20 protein-coding genes are annotated in these 20186 nt (G+C 32.2%); 14 read left to right on the forward strand and 6 right to left on the reverse strand.

The genetic code is table 11. From position 1 onward, the window contains the following. Positions 1 to 80: 80 nt before the first annotated feature. Positions 81 to 614 carry a DUF6933 domain-containing protein gene (locus tag MY490_RS06735; RefSeq protein WP_248268536.1) on the forward strand — a complete coding sequence of 178 codons (534 nt, stop codon included), beginning with the start codon at positions 81 to 83 and terminating at the stop codon, positions 612 to 614. Between the two features lie 41 nt (positions 615 to 655). Here the strand turns inward: MY490_RS06735 and MY490_RS06740 are convergent, their stop codons facing one another. Next, positions 656 to 1201: a hypothetical protein gene (locus MY490_RS06740; protein WP_248268537.1), complete on the reverse strand. Its 546-nt coding sequence runs from the start codon at positions 1199 to 1201 to the stop codon at positions 656 to 658. A gap of 829 nt (positions 1202 to 2030) precedes the next feature. Between MY490_RS06740 and MY490_RS06745 the strand changes: the two genes are divergently transcribed. Then, entirely contained in the window at positions 2031 to 2594 is a 564-nt protein-coding gene (locus MY490_RS06745) for an RpnC/YadD family protein (RefSeq protein WP_248268538.1), read from the forward strand. Between the two features lie 60 nt (positions 2595 to 2654). Beyond that, a complete protein-coding gene (locus MY490_RS06750; protein ID WP_248268539.1) occupies positions 2655 to 3008 on the forward strand; it encodes a hypothetical protein in 354 nt (117 codons plus the stop codon). A 31-nt stretch (positions 3009 to 3039) separates the two neighbouring features. Here MY490_RS06750 and MY490_RS06755 read toward each other — a convergent pair whose 3' ends face one another. Beyond that, positions 3040 to 3498 (reverse strand): hypothetical protein, encoded by a 459-nt coding sequence (locus tag MY490_RS06755; RefSeq protein WP_248268540.1) that lies wholly within the window; start codon positions 3496 to 3498, stop codon positions 3040 to 3042. A gap of 668 nt (positions 3499 to 4166) precedes the next feature. Between MY490_RS06755 and MY490_RS06760 the strand changes: the two genes are divergently transcribed. The 11 genes from MY490_RS06760 to MY490_RS06810 all read left to right on the forward strand — a co-directional run bounded on the left by MY490_RS06760 (position 4167) and on the right by MY490_RS06810 (position 16318). Continuing rightward, a complete protein-coding gene (locus MY490_RS06760; RefSeq protein WP_248268541.1) occupies positions 4167 to 5450 on the forward strand; it encodes an ABC transporter substrate-binding protein in 1284 nt (427 codons plus the stop codon). Positions 5451 to 5490: 40 nt separating this feature from the next. Then, the gene (locus MY490_RS06765) at positions 5491 to 6438 is read left to right on the forward strand and encodes a carbohydrate ABC transporter permease (protein ID WP_248268542.1); all 948 of its coding nucleotides are present in this window, start codon (positions 5491 to 5493) and stop codon (positions 6436 to 6438) included. Continuing rightward, a complete protein-coding gene (locus tag MY490_RS06770) occupies positions 6425 to 7255 on the forward strand; it encodes a carbohydrate ABC transporter permease (protein ID WP_248268543.1) in 831 nt (276 codons plus the stop codon). The genes MY490_RS06765 and MY490_RS06770 overlap by 14 nt, the downstream gene beginning before the upstream one ends. Positions 7256 to 7270: 15 nt before the next feature. Beyond that, on the forward strand, positions 7271 to 8059 hold the full coding sequence (locus tag MY490_RS06775) for a sugar phosphate isomerase/epimerase family protein (protein WP_248268544.1): 789 nt from the start codon (positions 7271 to 7273) through the stop codon (positions 8057 to 8059). Positions 8060 to 8063: 4 nt separating this feature from the next. Continuing rightward, positions 8064 to 9032: a Gfo/Idh/MocA family protein gene (locus MY490_RS06780; RefSeq protein ID WP_248268545.1), complete on the forward strand. Its 969-nt coding sequence runs from the start codon at positions 8064 to 8066 to the stop codon at positions 9030 to 9032. A gap of 17 nt (positions 9033 to 9049) precedes the next feature. Continuing rightward, on the forward strand, positions 9050 to 9958 hold the full coding sequence (gene iolE, locus MY490_RS06785; protein WP_248268546.1) for a myo-inosose-2 dehydratase: 909 nt from the start codon (positions 9050 to 9052) through the stop codon (positions 9956 to 9958). Positions 9959 to 9984: 26 nt separating this feature from the next. Further along, on the forward strand, positions 9985 to 10980 hold the full coding sequence (locus MY490_RS06790; protein ID WP_248268547.1) for a LacI family DNA-binding transcriptional regulator: 996 nt from the start codon (positions 9985 to 9987) through the stop codon (positions 10978 to 10980). A 114-nt stretch (positions 10981 to 11094) separates the two neighbouring features. Further along, the gene (gene iolD / locus MY490_RS06795) at positions 11095 to 12960 is read left to right on the forward strand and encodes a 3D-(3,5/4)-trihydroxycyclohexane-1,2-dione acylhydrolase (decyclizing) (protein WP_248268548.1); all 1866 of its coding nucleotides are present in this window, start codon (positions 11095 to 11097) and stop codon (positions 12958 to 12960) included. A 17-nt stretch (positions 12961 to 12977) separates the two neighbouring features. Then, positions 12978 to 13802, forward strand: a complete 825-nt coding sequence (iolB, locus tag MY490_RS06800; RefSeq protein ID WP_248268549.1) for a 5-deoxy-glucuronate isomerase — start codon at positions 12978 to 12980, stop codon at positions 13800 to 13802. Positions 13803 to 13817: 15 nt separating this feature from the next. Then, the gene (iolC, locus tag MY490_RS06805; RefSeq protein WP_248268550.1) at positions 13818 to 14828 is read left to right on the forward strand and encodes a 5-dehydro-2-deoxygluconokinase; all 1011 of its coding nucleotides are present in this window, start codon (positions 13818 to 13820) and stop codon (positions 14826 to 14828) included. Between the two features lie 29 nt (positions 14829 to 14857). Then, positions 14858 to 16318, forward strand: coding sequence for a CoA-acylating methylmalonate-semialdehyde dehydrogenase (locus MY490_RS06810; RefSeq protein WP_248268551.1), 1461 nt, complete (start codon positions 14858 to 14860; stop codon positions 16316 to 16318). Positions 16319 to 16492: 174 nt separating this feature from the next. Here the strand turns inward: MY490_RS06810 and MY490_RS06815 are convergent, their stop codons facing one another. From MY490_RS06815 to MY490_RS06830, 4 genes are all read right to left on the reverse strand, one after another. Next, positions 16493 to 16948, reverse strand: a complete 456-nt coding sequence (locus MY490_RS06815; RefSeq protein ID WP_248268552.1) for a hypothetical protein — start codon at positions 16946 to 16948, stop codon at positions 16493 to 16495. Positions 16949 to 16971: 23 nt separating this feature from the next. Next, positions 16972 to 19122, reverse strand: a complete 2151-nt coding sequence (locus tag MY490_RS06820) for an FtsX-like permease family protein (RefSeq protein ID WP_248268553.1) — start codon at positions 19120 to 19122, stop codon at positions 16972 to 16974. 12 nt (positions 19123 to 19134) lie between these two features. Continuing rightward, a complete protein-coding gene (locus tag MY490_RS06825; protein WP_248268554.1) occupies positions 19135 to 19758 on the reverse strand; it encodes a putative bacteriocin export ABC transporter in 624 nt (207 codons plus the stop codon). 64 nt (positions 19759 to 19822) lie between these two features. Continuing rightward, positions 19823 to 20107, reverse strand: coding sequence for a lactococcin 972 family bacteriocin (locus tag MY490_RS06830; RefSeq protein WP_248268555.1), 285 nt, complete (start codon positions 20105 to 20107; stop codon positions 19823 to 19825). Positions 20108 to 20186 lie beyond the last annotated feature (79 nt).

Genomic DNA, 20186 nt, shown 5'->3' on the forward strand with positions numbered 1-20186 from the left:
TATATTCTTTAGATACTAGATTTAGTTTGATGCGATGTTAGAATATAACTAAAAATAATTAATAAACGAGGACCGAAAACATGTACATTCAATTAACAAAAAAACTTTCAGATGAAATGAAAATAAAAGTAGATAAACCAGATTTATCAAACGAGAATCAGCTTTTTTGCTGGCACGCGAATATCTTTAAAATTGGCCGCAAAAAATGTGTATTGGTAATGAATAATGTAACTAGATATTGTTTTGTTATGTATGGTCTATTAAAAAAGGATTTTACAAATTTTGAAGAGTTAATGAAGAGAAGTATTGTGACAAATTTTCTGGCAAACGAATTCGATGTTGAGAAAGTCGATCAATATATGAAACAACTAGGGGAAGTTCAATACACTGCGACAAGCGATCGAAGTATACTTTCACAAATGAATGATATGATTTATCTTGCTGAATCTTATGTTTATCGATTGGCTGAGAAAGGCGAAATAATTAGTTTACTTCATTTAAATCTCAAACTTAACCAGACTCCTTTATGTAAGTTAAATGCGTTTCCAAATGAGTTAATGAAAGAGGCATTGGATGAATTTTTATCAAATAAAGAGAGCTTTGGAAATCTTTAAGTGAACAAAAAAAATCCGCAATAATTGAGGGTGAGCATTAATTATAATTCGTTTTTACGTTTTTCTTTATTTTTCTTTAATGCTTCTTTAAATTCTTTTAGAATTACCTCATTTGGAAGTTTATCATTTTTTCCCTTAATTTTTGTATTACCTTTTAACGGAACGATAATTCTATATCGATCTTTGTCTTTTATATTACTTGTTGCAAAGACATATGAATTTTCAGTAGTTAAAAAATCATCTTCAACATCCATCTTTCTTATAGCTTTGTGACTACTTTCATAACCAATACGTTGTTCAACTATAACTTCCTGATTTGCTTCCAATTCACCTTTTAAATTATTTTCGACTTCCACCTTATATGGTGTATACGGCCCACCCTCATCTGATTCTGTATCTAATTGTTCGACTACTTTTCCTACATACAATTGTTTTGCTGCTTCTGTTATATTTTCTTTTTTAGTAATATCAAATTCATATTCTGTATTTGAAATTTTTACTCTATTTGGGGTATTAGTAGAATAAATTATACCAACAACTACAAATGAAGAGATTGTTAAAATGGGTATTTTTTTAGTCATCTTCATATGGACACTCCTTTTTGTTTAGACATTATAAATTAATTACAATATAGCACCTAACATAAAAGAGATTTTTGAGGAATTGTTACAATTTAAGGAACAAACGTTAATAATTAGGCTAACTTCATACATTTTTCAAATATAGAACATTTTTCCAGTAAATTAATATGTTAGTATATTCACAAAACAATGCGATTTCGCGGGGGTGTGTTTAAATTTGAAAAGTTTTTACTATCTTATTTTTAGTTACTCAATTTTCTTTTTAAATGTCACCTTTAACGGATTTAACAATTTTAACATATTTTTAAGTTTAAATTGTTTGAGCATTATTTTAAGCCTACTAAGTTTTCTGGTTTCAATCATTTCATCAAATAGGAGATGGAAAGAAAAGGTCAATATTGGTCTAAGTTTGAATTTAATTCTAGTATCATCACTTTGGATTAACTTAGTATATGTTGAGGTTTAAATGTTTTAAATAGAAATATCATGAAATAGGAGAGTATAATGGGAAATTTATTTAGAGTAATTTTAATTTTTATTTTAGCTTTTATTGTGATCGTTTTTTTGTTGATTTTCTTACTTAAACCTGTATCCAGTAGTAAAAGTAGTAGCCACTCTACTGTAACGTTCCTAGATGAGCCTATATTAATTGAATCCAATATCATAAAAAACCTCTTCCTGAAGTAACCTCACTTTAATTTAAGAAATGAACACTTTACTACGTTGGAAAGAAGAATTCTTCATACAATCGAATTACCAAAGGATTAACAAGAATTATTCATTGTTTTTCCATTAATAAAAACAATTGATTCTAAATGCATTTGCAGGGGGAAATATGTGTAAAGAATTTGATAATTTAGGACACGATAGGATGTTTAAAAACCTCCTCCATCTGTTTCTGGAAGAATACTTACAATGTTTTTATCCAGATTTTTATTTTAAAATTGATTGGAACAGACACGTTAGGTTGCTATCCGAGGGAACGGACTTACCTAAACTCAATATAAAGAAAAATGAACCGAGATATGTTGATGTTCTTTTTGAAGTTTATTTAATAGATGAAGATAAGAAGATTTTGCTTCACTTCGAAAGCCAGTCCTATGCTCAAAAAAAATTTCCTAGGAGAGTGTACGAGTACAATTGTTTAGTTAGAAGTAATCACCCTGATTGTTCAGTGTATTCATTTGCTATTTGTTTCAAGTCCTATCCTTGCACGGGAGTTAGGAATAGGTATGAATATAACGCAGTTGATGGATTAGAAAAAAACGTCTTTACATTTAATGAAGTTCATCTTAAAAATTTCTACTGGCGAGACTCAAGTATTAATCATCATTCTATTATATGGGCTTTAGCTCCTTTAATGAATAGGGACAACTCTGAGGATGATTACGAAATCTAAGTTTCATGTCTTCAAAAGGTTATAGAATCATATTGTTTTTTAGGCACTGATAAAGCAAATATGATAACATTATTCCTAGACTATTACTTCCAACCTGATGATAAAATTGTAGAAAAAATAATTAATGAATTAAATGAGAATATTTTGGAAGGGGACGAAGAAATTATGACTTCAATCGCAACCCAAATTCAACAAATTAGTCAAGTAAGAGCTAAATCAACAATGTTAAAGAATGCTATTCAATTTAGGTTTTTCGATGGAAAAGCTATTCCACAATACACATTAAATCTAATTGAATCAATAGAAGACGGAAATAAACAAGAAAAAGTTATCGGAGAAATAATGAGTATAAAAGATAACGATCCTGAAATTATTTCAAAACTAAATACTTACTTACAGCGAAATACAGTATAAACAAATAGGAACCAATTTAGGTTCCTATTTTCTATTCTATCGATTTCAGTTCTATTTTTAGTTTTCTTGCTAGGTCGATAATAGTTTGTGTGTTAATATTTCTACCTAAATGTTTCGATGTAATTGTCAGTTCCTTATCATAAGTTTCCAAAAGGCTAATGAATCTTTCATACTGGTTTAAGATAGAACTTATTTTATAGTCATAATCTTTCTTTAATTCTCTATTTTGTTCATCTAACTTTTCTTTTAGCAATAATTCAACCTTATCCTCATCAGAGTTTAAAGCTATATATAACGTATTTACGAATTCATTTGATAAAGGGTAATCATTTGGAGAAACGATAGTATTGCTTTTTCTAAATTGGGTTACTAATTCAAGCAATTTTATATTGTTCGGATACCGTTTTAATAATTCTTTCAGTAGATATTGTTTTTTTGATTCGAAATTAATGATTGGAAAATCTTTTAATATATCCGTTAATTCTGCCATGAATACCACCACCTTAAGTAATAATTCTATTTTGAAATTAAAATTCCTTTTATAACCTTTCGTCATTAAAATATCTAATACTACAACTACTGCCTGAAGAGCAAAACATGGTTGAAGATAGTTCGGCACAGCAAGGATATGTTCCGCAAAAAAATGGAACAGGTTTTTATTTTGTAAAAGAAAAAAATAAATAAAATCTAATATCAACTAGGCACTAAAAAAAGATTAACTTCACATCTCTTAAGAGGTGTTTTTTTATTTTCTGAAATAAATGAAAGTAAAATGTAAATTTCTGTAACAAACAAAACGTAAGTTATACAAATAAAATTTTCTCTATGAAAAAAATGGAAATCTTTCAAGATTTTAGTTGTTAATTGTAATTTAATGTTACTAAATATGTCTGGAATTTTGTAGAAAAAACACGAATATTTTCAGTTGAAAGAATATTCACTCAATTATAAAATAAAAATGTAAACGCTTAACAAATTTTTCATAAAACTTACATAAAAACGGAATGGTGGTGCATAAGATTAACCAGTAGAATACGTTCTTTTGTTATGAAAGCAATTACATGAATCATTGAGAATTTTTTTGTAAGCCATACTTTTATTTTCTTTTTAGTTTCGGGAAGTTGAAAATATAAAAATTAAAGGGAATGGGGAAGGAAAATGAGTAAAAAATTTCTAATGAGAAGTTGGATTCTACTTTTCGTAGCAATGATTCTTTTTACAGGGTGTAGTCAGCAGTCGGCTTCGACTAAAGGGGACGGAAAAGTTACGATTAAATTTTCTGTTGCGGAGTATGACTCAAAGATTAAGCCTGAAATGCAGGATATGATTAAACGATTTGAGAAAGAAAATCCGAATATTAAAGTTAAATTATTGGTTAGTAATTGGAACGACTATCATGATCGTCTAGTTACATGGGTTACTGGAAATCAAGCTCCTGATATTGCGAATTTATCTGGTTTATGGATTGGTGAATTTAAAGATATGGATGCGATTAAGCCAATTGACTCATATGCAAATAAAGATCTTCTAAATACTTTTGTTCAAACTCCATTAAATTCTTTCAAGGGAAGTAACGGAAAACTAACTGGTTTACCATTCTTTCTTGATCCTAGGGTTTTATATTATCGTAAGGATTTGTTTGAGAAAAATCATTTACAAGCTCCAAAAACTTGGGATGAACTATACAATGACGCGAAAATATTAACTTCTTCTGATGTTTATGGTTTTGGTGTAGGTGGAAAATATCCAAACGTAATGACAGGTTTTGAGTATTTCTACTTTAATTCAGATCAGGCTGTTTCTTCTAAACATTTTGGACCTCAAAATAAATTATTATTTAATTCACAGCAAGGCGTTGATTCATTAGCATTCTTAAACAAGCTAGTAAAGGATGGCTTAACAAATCCGAATCCAAATGCAATAGAATGGGAAAATGGTGTTCAGCCAATCTTCCAATCTGGCAAGCTAGCAATGATGATTACTGGACCTTGGTTCGCTTCGATGCTTGACCAAGATAAAAAGGTAGAGTATGGAATGGTGCCAGTGCCAACTGCAAAGCCAGGAATGGTTTCAAAATCAGTCATGCAGCCAGATGTTATTTCGGTTATGAATGATGATCCTTCTAAAAAGGCAGCGATTGGCAAGTTCCTTCAATTCATGTATAAGCCAGATAATCGCTTAAACTTTGCGTTAAATCATGGAAATATTCCAGAGTTAACTGCTGTTTTAAATGATCCTAAATACAATAGCACTGAAAATAATAAGTTCTTTGCATCGCTGTTACCAAATGCAATTAATAAATATGCTGATGCTGGTAAGTATGGTGATCAAATGGATCATATCGTTACAGATGAAATTCAAAAAGTTTATTTACAACAAATTAGCCCTAAAGAAGCGTTGAAAGAATCTGCTAAACAAGTAAAAGATTTATATGCAAATTAATTAATCGAATCTGTTTTTTATTAAGAGAGGGGAGATTCATGTGCCTACCCAGACAGAGTTCATACAAAAGATAGGCGTTTCAACATACAAAAAACGTAGGAAGATATCTATTTTTCAGATGGCACTTCCTTATTTACTCGTATTCCCTACACTACTATTAATCTTTTTAACAATTATTTATCCGATGCTTCAAACGCTATTAATTTCTGTTTCAAAAGTAAATCGAATTGGAAAGATCCAGTCGGTTGGATTTTTTGGGAATTTTAAAGCTATTTTAACCTACGACGGCATTTGGGCAGTACTTGGTCAAACGGTACTTTGGGTAATAGTGACTGTTGGGGTTGCATTTGTTCTTGCCTATCTCCTTGCTTTAATTTTAAACAAAAAATTTCGTTTTAGAAAAATTGCTTATATTCTAGTCGTTTTACCGTGGGCAGCTCCTTTAAGTATCGCGACGATGAGTTGGATGTGGATTTTTCATGGTGAACTTGGACCATTAAATCAAATTTTAAAATATTTTCACTTAATTCAACAGTATCATCAATGGCTTGGTACACCGACTTCGGCATTTGTCGTTGTTTCAATCGTTGGTATTTGGTCAAACATATCTTTTATTGTCATTACTTTACTTGCAGGCTTACAATCAATCGATCCTGAGTTATATGAATCTGCTAATTTAGATGGAGCTGGGCCAATCACACAGTTTAGGCATATCACTTGGCCTTTAATGAAATCAGTTAACTCTTTAGTTATTGTTCTTTCGGTTTTTTGGGCATTTAATGCTTTCCCAATCATCTGGATTTTAACAAAGGGTGGACCAGCGGGGTCGACAGAAACATTCGTTACATTAATTTACAAATTATCATTTGTTAAGATCGACTTTGGGCAAGCTTCAGCACTTTCATTTTTAACATTCTTGATTATGCTTGTCTTCTCAGTTATTTATTTCATTTTAAGTAAGGGGGAGAAGAAAAGTGTACAGAATTAGGCTAAATGGATGGACAACATTACGCTGGGGTTTTCTGCTTTTGATGATCATACTGCTTGATTTTCCATTTTTCATCATGTTAATTACATCATTAAAAACGAAAAGTGAGGTATATGATACTTCGGTTTTCTTACCAATTCATATGGTTTTCTCAAATTATATTAAGCTATGGAGCCATACAAATTTAAGCGTCTATTTTATTAACAGTATTAAAATTGCACTTGGTTCTACTCTACTAGTATTAGTTCTAGCAATCCCTACCTCATACGCTCTAAGTCGTTTGCAATTTAAAGGAAAGAATGCAGTTTTGGCATTGTTACTTGTGATTCAAATGTTTTCTCCTATTATCATCCTAGTACCACTTTATAAAATGTTCGCAAATCATCATCTGTTAGACAATATTTGGTCACTAATTATTATTAATACTACTTTTTCAATTTCCTTTGCAGTTTGGTTTATCTATTCATTCTTTAACAATGTGCCTGTCGAAATTGATGAGGCTGCACAAATTGATGGATGTAATAAATTTGATACGTTAGTTCGAATTTTAACTCCATTAGCGATTCCTTCAATCGTAACGGTAGGCGTATTTTCATTCATTAATGCTTGGAACGAATTTCTTTTCGCTTTAACCTTTGTTCAAACTGATAGCAAAATGCCAATCACACTTGGACTTTATAGCTTCGTAGGAAGATACGATGTTCAGTGGAATTACATGATGGGAGCTTCACTTTTAAGTACGGTTCCTGTCCTAATTTTATTCATACTTATTCACAAACATTTAGTAAAAGGTCTTGCAGCTGGTGCACTTAAATAATGAGGAGAGATATTAATGAAAATAGCATGTAGTTCGCAATCATTTGATGAGCTTCTTTTAGAAAGAAAAATGGAGTTGGATGAGTTTTTTCAATACTGTTCAACTTTATCGTTTGTTGATGGTATTGAAATAGAAGATAAGCATATTTTTCATCCGAATGACAAGAGTTACCTTAATGAAATTGTTGAATTAAGTAATCAATATGATCTACCAATCGTGAATCTAGCATTTGATTGTAATTTTGGATTTGAATCAGAGGAAAAAATAAATGCGGAAATTGCTCGCGTGAAAGAATGGGTTGAAGTCGCAAAAGCTTTACATATTCAAAACTTCCGCTTATTTGCAGGCTGGCCTGACTTTGATAAAGAAAAACAATGGAATTCAATGATTCGATTTGTGGATCAAGCAGCAACGATTGTTGAAGAAGCTGGATTAACAGTCGTCATCGAAAATCATAATCATGGTGGTTTTTTATCTAATAGTGATGATGTATTGAGGATGTTCAATGACTTAAATCGTCCTTCTATTAAACTACTTTTAGATACTGGCAATTATGTTGACCAGCTTGAAGGCGTTTTAAAAACGGCTCACTTTTCGGGGCATGTACATGCAAAAGTGAAAGAGATTACTAGTGATGGTGAAGAAGTAGAGATTAACTACCCAACGATCTTAAGAAAATTAAGAGATGTACATTATAATGGTTGGCTTTCGATTGAATACGAAGGGAATCTTGATCCAAAGTCGGTAGTCAATCAGTTTGGTCAGTTTTTAGCAAAAGAATTAAAAGAAACGATGGAGGTATAAATAGATGAAAATTGGTATTGTTGGCGCAGGAAATATGGGTAATCTACATGCATCTCTTTTGAAAACGAGATCGGATGTAGAGTTTATGGGTGTAACTGACATTGATTTGGAAAGATGCAAATCATTTTGTGAAACACATGGTGGAAGGGCATTTCGTTCTGTTGCTGAGATGGTTCAGGCTGGAACAGAAGTTGTGTTTGTAACGATTCCCAATACAAAACATAAAGAAGCAGTTGTTTCGGCATTAAAAGAGGGTGCAACAGTATTTTGTGAGAAACCTTTTGTTACAAGCTTACAAGATGCGGATGAAATTATGAATGTTTTAGGAGATGACGAGAACCGTTTATATGTCGGGTTTAATCGTCGATTTGCACCGGTTTACGCAGAAACGAAGCAAATTATTCAAAATGGTTTTAAAGTTTTTTCTGGAAATATCATTATGAATGATGGTGATATGACCTCGCCTCCATGGGTAACGAATGTTGAATTAACAGGTGGATTTTTATATGATTCAACGATTCATATGTTTGATATGGTTCGTTATTTAATGGGGGAAATTCGTGAAGTACGATGCGTTTCGCAACAGTGCTTGTATCCTCTTCAAGATAATTTTTCTTGTATGTTTACAACAGAGGAAGGTCAGTCGATTGTTTTAAGTACAAATGGGCATGCGTCGTGGACTTGGCCATCTGAGCGAATTCAATTATGGGGAGACCATGGAACAATTATTACGGAAGAGTTGGATTTAGTGACAGAGTGCGGTCCATTAAAACAAGAGCAGCAAACAAAAAATGTTAGAGGAATCGACCGTAATTTAAAATGGGGTTATGTACAAATGCATAAAGACTTTTTAGATTCAGTTAAAAATAAAACAAAATTTAGTGTATCTGCTAATGATGCGTATCGTTCAGTACTTATTACGGATGCTTGTTATCGAAGTGCTAGTGAAGGTGGAAAACTTATTTACGTATAATCGGGAGGGGACATAAAATGAATACTTTTTATAATTGTCAATTAGCTATTTCTCCAATTAACTGGGCGAATGATGATATGGCAGATTTAGGGGATCACTACTCATTTCAACAAATAGTTGATGAAATGAATGAACTTGGCTTTAGAGGTACGGAGCTTGGTCGTAAGTATCCAAGGGATATTGTCACTTTACAAAAGGAATTAGGACAAAGAAATTTAGCCCTAACTTCAGGATGGTGTGACATCCTATTCTCTGACCCAGATCATTTAGACGAAAGCTTACAAAAATTTAAAGCGCATGTATTATTTTTAAAACGAATGGGTTCAACATTTGTTGTAACAGCTGATGGAGGTGGTTCCGTTCACTGGGATCCAAGAGAGGATCGTTCAAATAAGGGGATTAAAAAATATACTGGACGTGAGTGGGCGTCACTTTGTACTGGTTTAAATATTGCTGGTGAATTTTGCAGACAACATCGAATGACACTTGTTTACCATATTCATACGGGTACAGGAGTTGAAACATTAGATGAGATTCATACGCTTTGTGCAGGTACTGACCCGGAAGTTGTTTCATTGTTATTGGATACAGGTCACCTATATTACTGTGGGGTAGATCCAGTTGAAGTGATTCAAAAGTACGGTGAGCGTGTAAAATATGTTCACTTAAAAGATGTGCGTGAAGATGTATTGAAAAACGTGAAAGATAATGGAATTAATTTTAATGATTCTGTAAGAATGGGTATTTTTACTGTGCCTGGTGATGGTACAATTAATTTTGAAGCAATATTCAAAACACTTGCTGAAATAAATTATCAAGGATGGTTTGTAATTGAAGCTGAACAAGATTCACTACAAGCAAATCCGATTGAATATGCACAAAAATCAATAAATTATATTGAATCGGTTACAAATTTAAAACTTTAGAGTAGATAGATTGGAGTTGTGTCAGTATGTCCGTAACGATTTATGATGTTGCAAAACATGCAGGAGTATCTATTGCTACAGTTTCGAGGGTAATTAATGAACACCCGAGTGTAAAATCAGAGACGAAGAAAAAGGTATTCGAAGTAATTGACCGTCTGCAATACCAGTATAATGCAGCGGCTGGTGTTCTTGCCTCTGGACGTACAAATACTGTCGCATTAGTTACACCAAATAATATAAATCCGTTTTATGCAGAAGTTGCAGAAGGGATTTATTATGAAGCATTAAACAAAGGAATTAATATCGTTACGACTAACATGTCATTAAACAAAGACAATGATATTCCTTATTTAAACAAACAAAATGTAGATGGCCTTCTTTTGATGGATATGACTGCTAAACAAGTTGCCAAATTAAATAAACAAGTCGAGAACTTGGTTATTATAGGGAATGACTTACTGGATAGTAAAGCAAACTGTGTCATTACTGATAATTTCGCTGGTATTCAATTGGCAATGCACTTTTTATTTGAAAATGGGCATGAAAAAGTTGCCTTAATTTCGGAACCGCCGATTTTTAATGACATTAAGGATCGTGTAAGGGCGTATCAAATCATTATGGAAGAAAAGGGACTTTCTTCTTTTAGAGAAGTAATAGATGCAAAAGGCTGTGAAATTGTAGATGGAGAGCAAATTGGTGAACGTATTTTGAAAAATGGATTGAAACATACTGCTTATCTTGTAACGAATGATCTTCTTGCAATTGGTGTAAAGAAAGCCTTTGAAGCTGCGGGAAATAAAGTTCCGAGTGATGTGTCAATTGTAGGTTTTGATGGATCATGGATTACAAATATTGTGTATCCTTCCTTGACTACGATTAAACAACCAATGCATGAGTTAGGTAGTACAGCACTTACATTATTACTTGATTTATTGGATAGCGATCGTACTTCTGCTAGAAAGATTGTCTTAAATCCGACACTTCAAATTGGTGGTACTGTAAGTAAAATCAATCATAAATAAATAGTTTGGGGCATGGTGATAGGTATTTACTTTATCAACGTGCCCAATTTTTGAACCTTTTTTCGAGGGTTTTACCTATTTTCAGCTTTTTAAGTCAAAAAATTAGGAGGATCTATGGAATCAATTCGTTTAACGATGGCTCAAGCGTTACTTCGATTTCTAGATAATCAATATATCGAACTTGATGGTGTTGAACATAAATTTGTAAAAGGAATTATGGGAATTTTCGGACATGGTAATGTGACCGGTATCGGTGAAGCATTAGAATACGGTCCTGAGGAACTACTATTTATTCAAGGTAAAAATGAACAAGGAATGGTTCATGCAGCGACTGCTTATGCAAAGCAAAAAAATCGTTTAGAAATATTTGCTTGTACTACATCGATTGGTCCAGGTGCCTTAAATATGGTAACAGCAGCTGCAACTGCTACTGTTAATCGAATTCCAGTATTACTTTTACCAGGAGATAATTTTGCATGTAGGCAGCCAGACCCAGTTCTTCAACAAATTGAAAACACATCAGATTATACAATTAGTGCGACGGATGCATTTAAACCAGTTAGTAAATATTGGGATCGTATTGTACGTCCTGAACAGTTAATGACAGCCGCTATTAATGCAATGCGCGTTTTAACTGATCCAGTTGAAACGGGTGCAGTAACCCTTGCTTTACCACAAGATGTTCAATCTGAAGCTTATGATTATCCGATGCAATTTTTTCAAAAGAGAGTACATCACATTGATCGAAGACCAGCTGTAAAATCGGTCCGTGAACGTGCGCTTCAGTTGATTCTACGAAAGAAGAAACCTCTTATCATTGCTGGTGGAGGTGTACATTACTCATTTGCAACCGAAGAACTTGTAAAATTTGCAGAAGCCTTTCAAATTCCGGTATCTGAAACACAGGCAGGGAAAAGTTCGATTCCGTGGGATCATCCTTTAAATGTAGGAGCCATTGGAGTGACAGGCTCTTTAGCAGCAAACAAATTAGCCAAACAAGCTGATTTAATCATTGCGGTCGGTACTAGATTAGGAGACTTTGCAACTGGCTCAAAAATAGCTTTTCAAAATAGTGAAGTTGAGTTTTTAGGAATTAATACTAGCTCTTTTGACGCGATGAAACTAGATGCGACATTCATCGTTGCAGATGCAAAAGAGGCTTTAAGTAGTTTACATGAAGCACTACTAAATAATGAATATCGTAGCTCTTATCAACAAAATGAAATTCGCTTACTGAAGGCGGAATGGGATCGGGAAGTTGATAGATTATACAGCGTTGAAATGAAAGAAGGTTTATCACAAACAAGGGTCATGGGAGAAATAAATCATTTAATAAATGATGAAGATATTATCGTATGTGCAGCCGGTAGTTTACCTGGTGATTTACATCGCTTATGGAGAAGTAAAAAACCGAAAACATATCATATGGAATATGGTTTTTCCTGTATGGGATATGAAGTTTCGGGCGCATTTGGTGCAAAAATGGCAGAACCAAATCGCGAAGTTTACGCATTTGTTGGGGATGGAAGTTATTTAATGCTTCACTCAGAATTAGTAACTAGTTTACAAGAGGATTATAAAATTACTATCCTTTTATTTGATAATCACGGTTTCCAATGTATTCATAACTTGCAAAAAGGCCACGGTAGTGAAGGTTTTGGTAATGAATTTAAATATCGTTCAAATGAAAAAAGACGCTTAAGTGGAGAGTATATGAATTTTGATTTTGCTAGCCATGCTAGAAGCTTAGGTGCAAATGCATATACAGTGACAACAATTGATGATTTACGTAAAGCTTTAGAAAAAGCAAAGCAAGAAACTACTTCAACTCTCATTGAAATAAAAGTTTTGCCAGGAACAAATACTGACGGATATGAATCATGGTGGAGAGTAGGTGTTTCAGAAGTTTCGAATAGTTCAAAAGTTGTAAAAGCTCATCAAGAAATGAAAACAAATATTCAACTGACAAAGCCTTATTAATGATGGGAGTGAGTAGAATGTCAAAACTAATTGTTCATAGCTTGAGTGAGCCAAAAGCGGATGGAAATGTAATTAAAATAACACCTGAATCGGCAAATTGGGAATATGTCGGATTTGAAGCTTATGTTCTGAAGAAAGGGCAATCTCTAAAAAAACAAACTTTTAACCAAGAAGTTTGCATCGTGTTACTAAGCGGAAAAGCGAATGTTTATACGAAACAAGAAATCTGGGAAAATATCGGTAAACGAATGAATATTTTCGAGAAAATCCCTCCATATTCCGTTTATATTTCATTAAACGATTTTTATCATATAGAAGCGATCACTGAACTTGAAATTGCTGTCTGTTCAGCTCCAAGTAATGGCACTTACCCATCTCGTCTTATTTCACCAGAAGATGTAGGGGTAGAGATTCGAGGGGCTGGTAATATTCAACGCCAGGTGCATAATATTTTACCAGAAAATGAGCCAGCAGACAGTTTATTAGTTGTCGAGGTTTTTACACCAGAAGGAAATTCATCTAGTTATCCACCACATAAGCATGATCAAAATAATTTACCACATGAATCGATATTAGAAGAAACGTACTATCATCGAGTGAATCCAAATCAAGGCATAGCAATTCAAAGAGTTTATACAGACGATTTATCACTTAATGAAACAATGACTGTCAGAAATGGAGATGCCGTTCTTGTTCCAAAAGGCTATCATCCAGTTTCAGCTCTTCCAGGTTACGAGCTTTATTATTTAAATGTCATGGCAGGACCAAATCGTACATGGAAATTTCAAAATGATCCAAATCATGAATGGATCTTAAATCACAAACTTGCTTTGAAATCATAGAAGGTAGGAGAGAATATGAATCATTTAACGTTTCGTAATCAATCACCAATCGATTTTATTGCTCTTGGTAGATTATGTATTGACCTGAATGCAAATGAAATCAATCGGCCAATGGAAGAGACCATTACTTTTACAAAATATGTTGGAGGATCACCTGCAAACATTGCGATTGGTATGTCTAGATTAGGAAAAAAGACCGGTTTCATTGGTCGTGTCGCAGATGATCAAATGGGAAGTTTCATCCTCAATTATTTAAATAAAAATCAAATCGATACTTCAAATGTTTTAATTGATCAATCGGGTTCAAAAACTGGATTAGCTTTTACTGAAATTAAAAGTCCAGTAGATTGCAGTATCTTAATGTACAGAGACAATGTAGCCGATTTAAAACTTGAACCAAGAGATATAAAAGAGGACTATATCAAAAGTGCAAAATCTTTGTTGATTTCAGGGACGGCTTTAGCTAAGAGCCCTTCGAGAGAAGCTGTTTTCTTAGCAGTTGAGTATGCAAGAAAACATGATGTTTGTGTATTTTTTGATATTGATTATCGACCATACACTTGGAATTCGGTTGAAGAGACTGCGATTTATTATAATTTAATTGCTCAAAAATGCGATGTCATTATTGGAACGCGAGAAGAATTCGATATGATGGAATGTTTTGACCATAATCCTAATCACGATGATGAAATGACTGCAGAAAAATGGTTTAGCTATTATGCAAAAATTGTTGTGATTAAACATGGAAAAGATGGCTCGATTGCTTACACTTCAATTGGAGAAAAGGTTAAAGGGAGAACCTTTCCTGCAAAGGTAATAAAGACATTTGGGGCAGGTGACTCATATGCTGCTGGCTTCATCTATGGTTTAATGGAGGACTGGTCTCTCTTTGAATCGATGGACTTTGGAGCAGCTGCAGCTTCAATCGTCATTTCAAGTCATAGTTGTTCAGATGCAATGCCTACAGTAAATCAAATTAAGAAATACATTCAAAAATGTCAGAATGGTGAGATCATAACAACCTAAAATTACAGGTGATGAAGGGAGCTATTAAAATGAATACAGTAACAAGTGTAAAAACAATTAAAAACTTTATTAGTGGACAATGGAAAGATTCAAAATCGACATCAAGTGAACCAGTTTATAATCCTGCAACAAATGAAATAATCGCAAATGTGCCACTATCAACTCGTGCTGAACTTGATCATGCAGTAGAAGTTGCCAAAGAGGCTTTTCAAACATGGGGGAAAACACCAGTTCCTAAAAGAGCACGTATTTTATTCAAGTACCAGCAATTATTAGTTGATAATTGGGATGAATTGGCTCGTTTGATAACGTTAGAAAACGGAAAAAGCTTTGGAGAAGCACACGGAGAAGTACAACGAGGAATTGAATGTGTCGAATTTGCAGCAGGTGCACCAAGTTTAATGATGGGGAAACAATTACCTGATATTGCAACGAATATTGAATCAGGAATGTATAGATATCCCATTGGTGTAATTGGTGGAATCACACCTTTCAATTTCCCGATGATGGTACCGTGTTGGATGTTTCCTTTAGCGATTGCTTGTGGAAATACATTCATATTAAAACCTTCTGAACGTACGCCATTGCTTGCAAATCGTCTTGCAGAATTATTTAAAGAGGCTGGATTACCAGATGGAGTTTTAAATATTGTTCATGGAGCACATGACGTTGTAAACGGACTACTAGAACACCTAGATGTAAAAGCTATTTCATTTGTAGGATCTCAACCGGTTGCTGAATATGTATATAAAACAGCGGCATCAATTGGTAAAAGAGTCCAAGCTTTAGCTGGTGCTAAAAACCATTCGATTGTAATGGAGGATGCTAATTTAGATTTAGCTGTAAAAGAAATTACTAGTGCAGCGTTTGGCTCAGCAGGGGAAAGATGTATGGCAGCATCAGTAGTTGTTGCAGTAGGTGATGTAATCGATCCATTAATTGAGAGATTACATAATGCAGCGAATGAATTAAAAATTGGCAATGGAATGGATGATGGGGTATTCCTCGGTCCCGTTATTCGAGAAGGACATAAAGCTAGAACAATTCAATATATCGAAACTGGTGAAAATGAAGGAGCTCACCTAGTTAGAGATGGAAGAAAAGATGCAGTTACTACAAAAGAAGGATATTTTATTGGCCCAACAATATTTGATCGTGTAACAACTGATATGAAGATTTGGAAAGAAGAAATTTTCGCACCAGTACTTTCAATTGTTAGAGTAAATTCATTAGAAGAAGCAATCGAATTAACGAACAAATCCGAATTCGCAAATGGTGCATGTCTATTTACACAAAATGGAAGCCATGTTCGAAAGTTCCGAGAAACAATTGATGCTGGTATGTTAGGTGTCAATTTAGGAGTACCAGCTCCAATGGCATTCTTCCCATTTTCAGGATATAAAAACTCGTTTTATGGGGATTTACACGCTAATGGATCAGATGGCGTTGAATTTTATACTAGAAAGAAAATGCTGACTGCTCGTTGGTAGACTGACTGCATTCTATCCAATTTTTAAATGAAAAGCCCCCTTTGTATGAAAAGTGTTACTAGGGGGCATTTTAAGTTTATTTCCAAAATATTAACTTTGGATATTTAAAATTATCTGTAAAGTAGTATTGATATAGAAGTTTTTACATTAGGAATAGGTAGAATTTGATTGTAATTATAGAGACTTTTGGATTTCAGCTAATCGATTTTCAATTTCTTTTAAAGCTTCATTATATTTCTCTTTTCCTGCTATTTTTTTAATTATTTTTTTGTTGCTTTTAGAAACAATAAAATTATCAATTTCTATAACTTTATCTGCATTTATAATATTACCATTGTCATCTATTGAAATAGATACACGATAGTCAGAGTCATTTTTAAAACCAGGATTGAGATTTAAAGGAATAAAAGACGAGGCTACACCATTTTCCTGTTTAACATATATAATATAATAATTGTTTTTGTCGGGAAATGGACTTGTATTTCCAGTACTATTTGGTTGAGTAACTAGGTTATTTATCGGTTCGCTTGCTTCTTCTTTATTATTCAAAGATATGTAATTTCCATAAATTCCAAAAGAAAAAATTAGAAAAAAAATTAAAAAGCTGACTGTTACGTTAGATTTATTCAAGATTTTAAACCTCTCTTTTATTGTTACTTTGCTATAAAAACCTGTTTGACAGTTTGATATTCTTTTATAATTAAAATAATACTTATAAGTAAAATATCAAACAATGCAAGCCCAAACGTTATTTTTAATAGTAGATTACTACTACTTATAAAAAAGGAAACCATAAATGTTAAATTCCAAAATACTAATATTACTAGATAAACTAGACTATGTTTTTCGAAAAACATATATCCAAAAATCCATTGTAGTGCTAGTAATTGTTTGTTCATTTCTAAATAATACATTGAGGAAAAGAATATTAAGACAGTTGCCAAAAGTAGATATAGGGTGCAATAAATTGTAGATAATTGAAGTGACTTTCTGTCATTTTCAATCTTTAACTCCACACTGGAATAAGCAATAGAATTAGGTTGCCAAATATCATGTAATTCATATTTCTTTAATGTGTTTTGTGTCATTTCGAAAGGGGCATTACATCCACTATTTTTAGTATAGAAACCATACCCCATAGAAATATGATTAGCAAGAATTCGTGGATCAAACTGGTCATTAACCAAAATTGTGATTGGATCTGTAATTTGATGTGCATTCTTCACTGCCATATTTGTTGAATATGTAAAGTAAGTTTGTTTATTTTTAACATAAATTATATTTACATTAACTGGCTTAAGGTCTTTTAAATTGTAAATTCCTATGTAGTCTTTTCCAATCGTTCTTTTAATACTATTTTCATACTTTTTATACTTTATTGGTACGATAGCAGTTATTTGATTTTTACTATTATTTTCTGGAATTTGTAAACGTTTGTTGTTAGTATCAACAATTTTATTAATGGTTAGGTAATTTTTATTAATTTCAACTTTTTTTCCATCCATGCCCCAAGGGTCTGGGTTTAGTGGGAAATTTGAGGCATTATTCAGATAGTATGGTGATGGAGAAATATAGAAAGCTCCCTGTGACTCCAGTTCTTTATATAGAAACTGAAATTGTTTTTTCTTTTTTTCATTTTCTAGTAAACTCATAGTTTCTGAGATATTTGTTGCTACTACTCCTAAATAAGAGTAATCTTTCAATAGTGACCATTTTTCATGTTTATCTACTGTACTTTTTAATTCAAGATAAGTACTTATTCCTTGTTGTAAACCTAAAATAAGAAAAATAGCTAATATAAAACGAACAACAATATTTAAATAAAATAATGATTCAATAGGTTTTTTATTTTTAATCATTTGAGATATATTTATATTCTTAGTCCCTATCCATGTAATTAAATAAATAAATATAAATATTAAAATTAAAGGGATTATATTAGTTACCCAAAAATATAAAAAAGGTAATAATTGTTGGAACTGATTGTAAAGGTATAAATATAATATTAATCCCAAGAATCCAACAGCTATTGCCCCAAATAAAACTTTAATATACTTTCTTATTAAATATGATCCAATATGCCAAAAGTTATAACCTAATAACTTCCTTACTGCAATCTCTTTATAGGTATTAACTACATCATATTGTATGGCAAGAGCAATTAGAAAACATAATATTAACAAAGCTTTATAAAGCATTTCTTGGTAAGGATATTTAGTAATTAAACTCTGAGCCTGATCTTTTGAAATATTAACAATAAACCCATTCTCTGCTGCCTTACTTTTAAAACTTTCTGCCTTATCTATACCATATAAAGTATAGGTTCCTTTAATATCCTTTGTTTTTTCAGCAGCAATCATTGGACGAATTTCTATTGGATCAAAACTATGAAATATTTCTAATTGTCCTACTTGATGAGTGTCATTGGTATGAACAGTTGAGAGAAAATCGTTATAATCACTACTTTTTTCTAAAAATATTCCGGATTTTAATTTTAGTTTTTCAAAATATTTGTTTGCCTCATATAGAACTACATAATATACTACTTTATTTTCATTGTTTCTATCTTTTTCATAGGATACACGTTGTAAATTAACTTCTGCTTTTAAAGCCACAGCATTTAATAATTGAAAGTTTTCTAACTTATTATTTTTAGGATTTCCTGCCTCTATATGGACATTCCATATCTCATTATTATCATTTTTATTAAAAGATTGAAATTGAATATATTCAAATTGTTTTACAGTTAAAAAACTTACAACTATTAAGGTGATTGTTAGAAGAATAAATATCAGCCTTTTCATAACAACCATTCCTTATAATTGTATAGTTCTTGAAAAAAACTTGGTTAATTCTTTATCATGAGTCACCATGATTATCGTTTTTCCTTGTTTCTGCAATTTCTGAAACAATGACACAATAATATCCCGGTTCTCATTATCTAATGATCCTGTTGGTTCATCAGCTAAAATCAAGTTGGGTTCTTTTAGTAGTAATCTTGCAATTGCTATGCGTTGCTGTTCTCCACCACTCAAGGTATGTACCTTTTTCTTACCATAATTATCAAGTCCTACTTCTTTTAGAACAAAAGATATAGCATCATTTTTTTGTGAATTTTTAAATTTTTTATGTTTAAGAGCAATTTTTAAATTTTCATTTACTGATGCATTATCTATTAATGCATAGTTTTGAAAGATAAAACCTAATTCTTTTCTTAATAGTAGCTTTTTTATTTTTTTATCACGTATTTCTTTACCATTTATTTTGACAATGCCTGAATCAGGTTCTTCTAACATGCCAATTATATTTAAAAGAGTAGTTTTTCCTTTTCCGCTTTTTCCAACAATACCAATGAATTCCCCAGATTTTACTTTTAAGGTAAAATCTTTAAATATGATCTTTTGGTTAAAGGATTTACTAATATTTATTATTTCAATCATAAGTTTAGCTCCTTTTAATAAGTAAAAAGGGATTTATTAAATCAATAAATCCCCTTTTAAACTATTATTTAATAATAAATTTATTATAAGTAGTAGCGTATGGTCCGTTAAAATCTAAATAAAAATAAGACCATTTCCCAGGGTTTGCAGTTGGACCAAACCAAGTAATTCCATTTTTCGTAATCGTACCATAATGCTTGGAATTACTATGATAGTAATGGTTAAACCACTGCATAGTTGATTTATTATATCCATAATCCCATGATTCTGCAGCCTTTGATACTATTGGTAGAATAGAGCCGCATGCAAATAATGCTAATAATGAAGCTGTAAGTATTTTCTTTCTCATTCCTTTCAACTCCTTTCTAATTTTTTTTTTTTCTGAAAAATATATAAATATAGTTATAATACACTAGATTTAAAGTGGG

The sequence above is a fragment of the Gottfriedia acidiceleris genome (assembly GCF_023115465.1).
Taxonomy (GTDB): Bacteria; Bacillota; Bacilli; order Bacillales; family Bacillaceae_G; genus Gottfriedia; species Gottfriedia acidiceleris_B.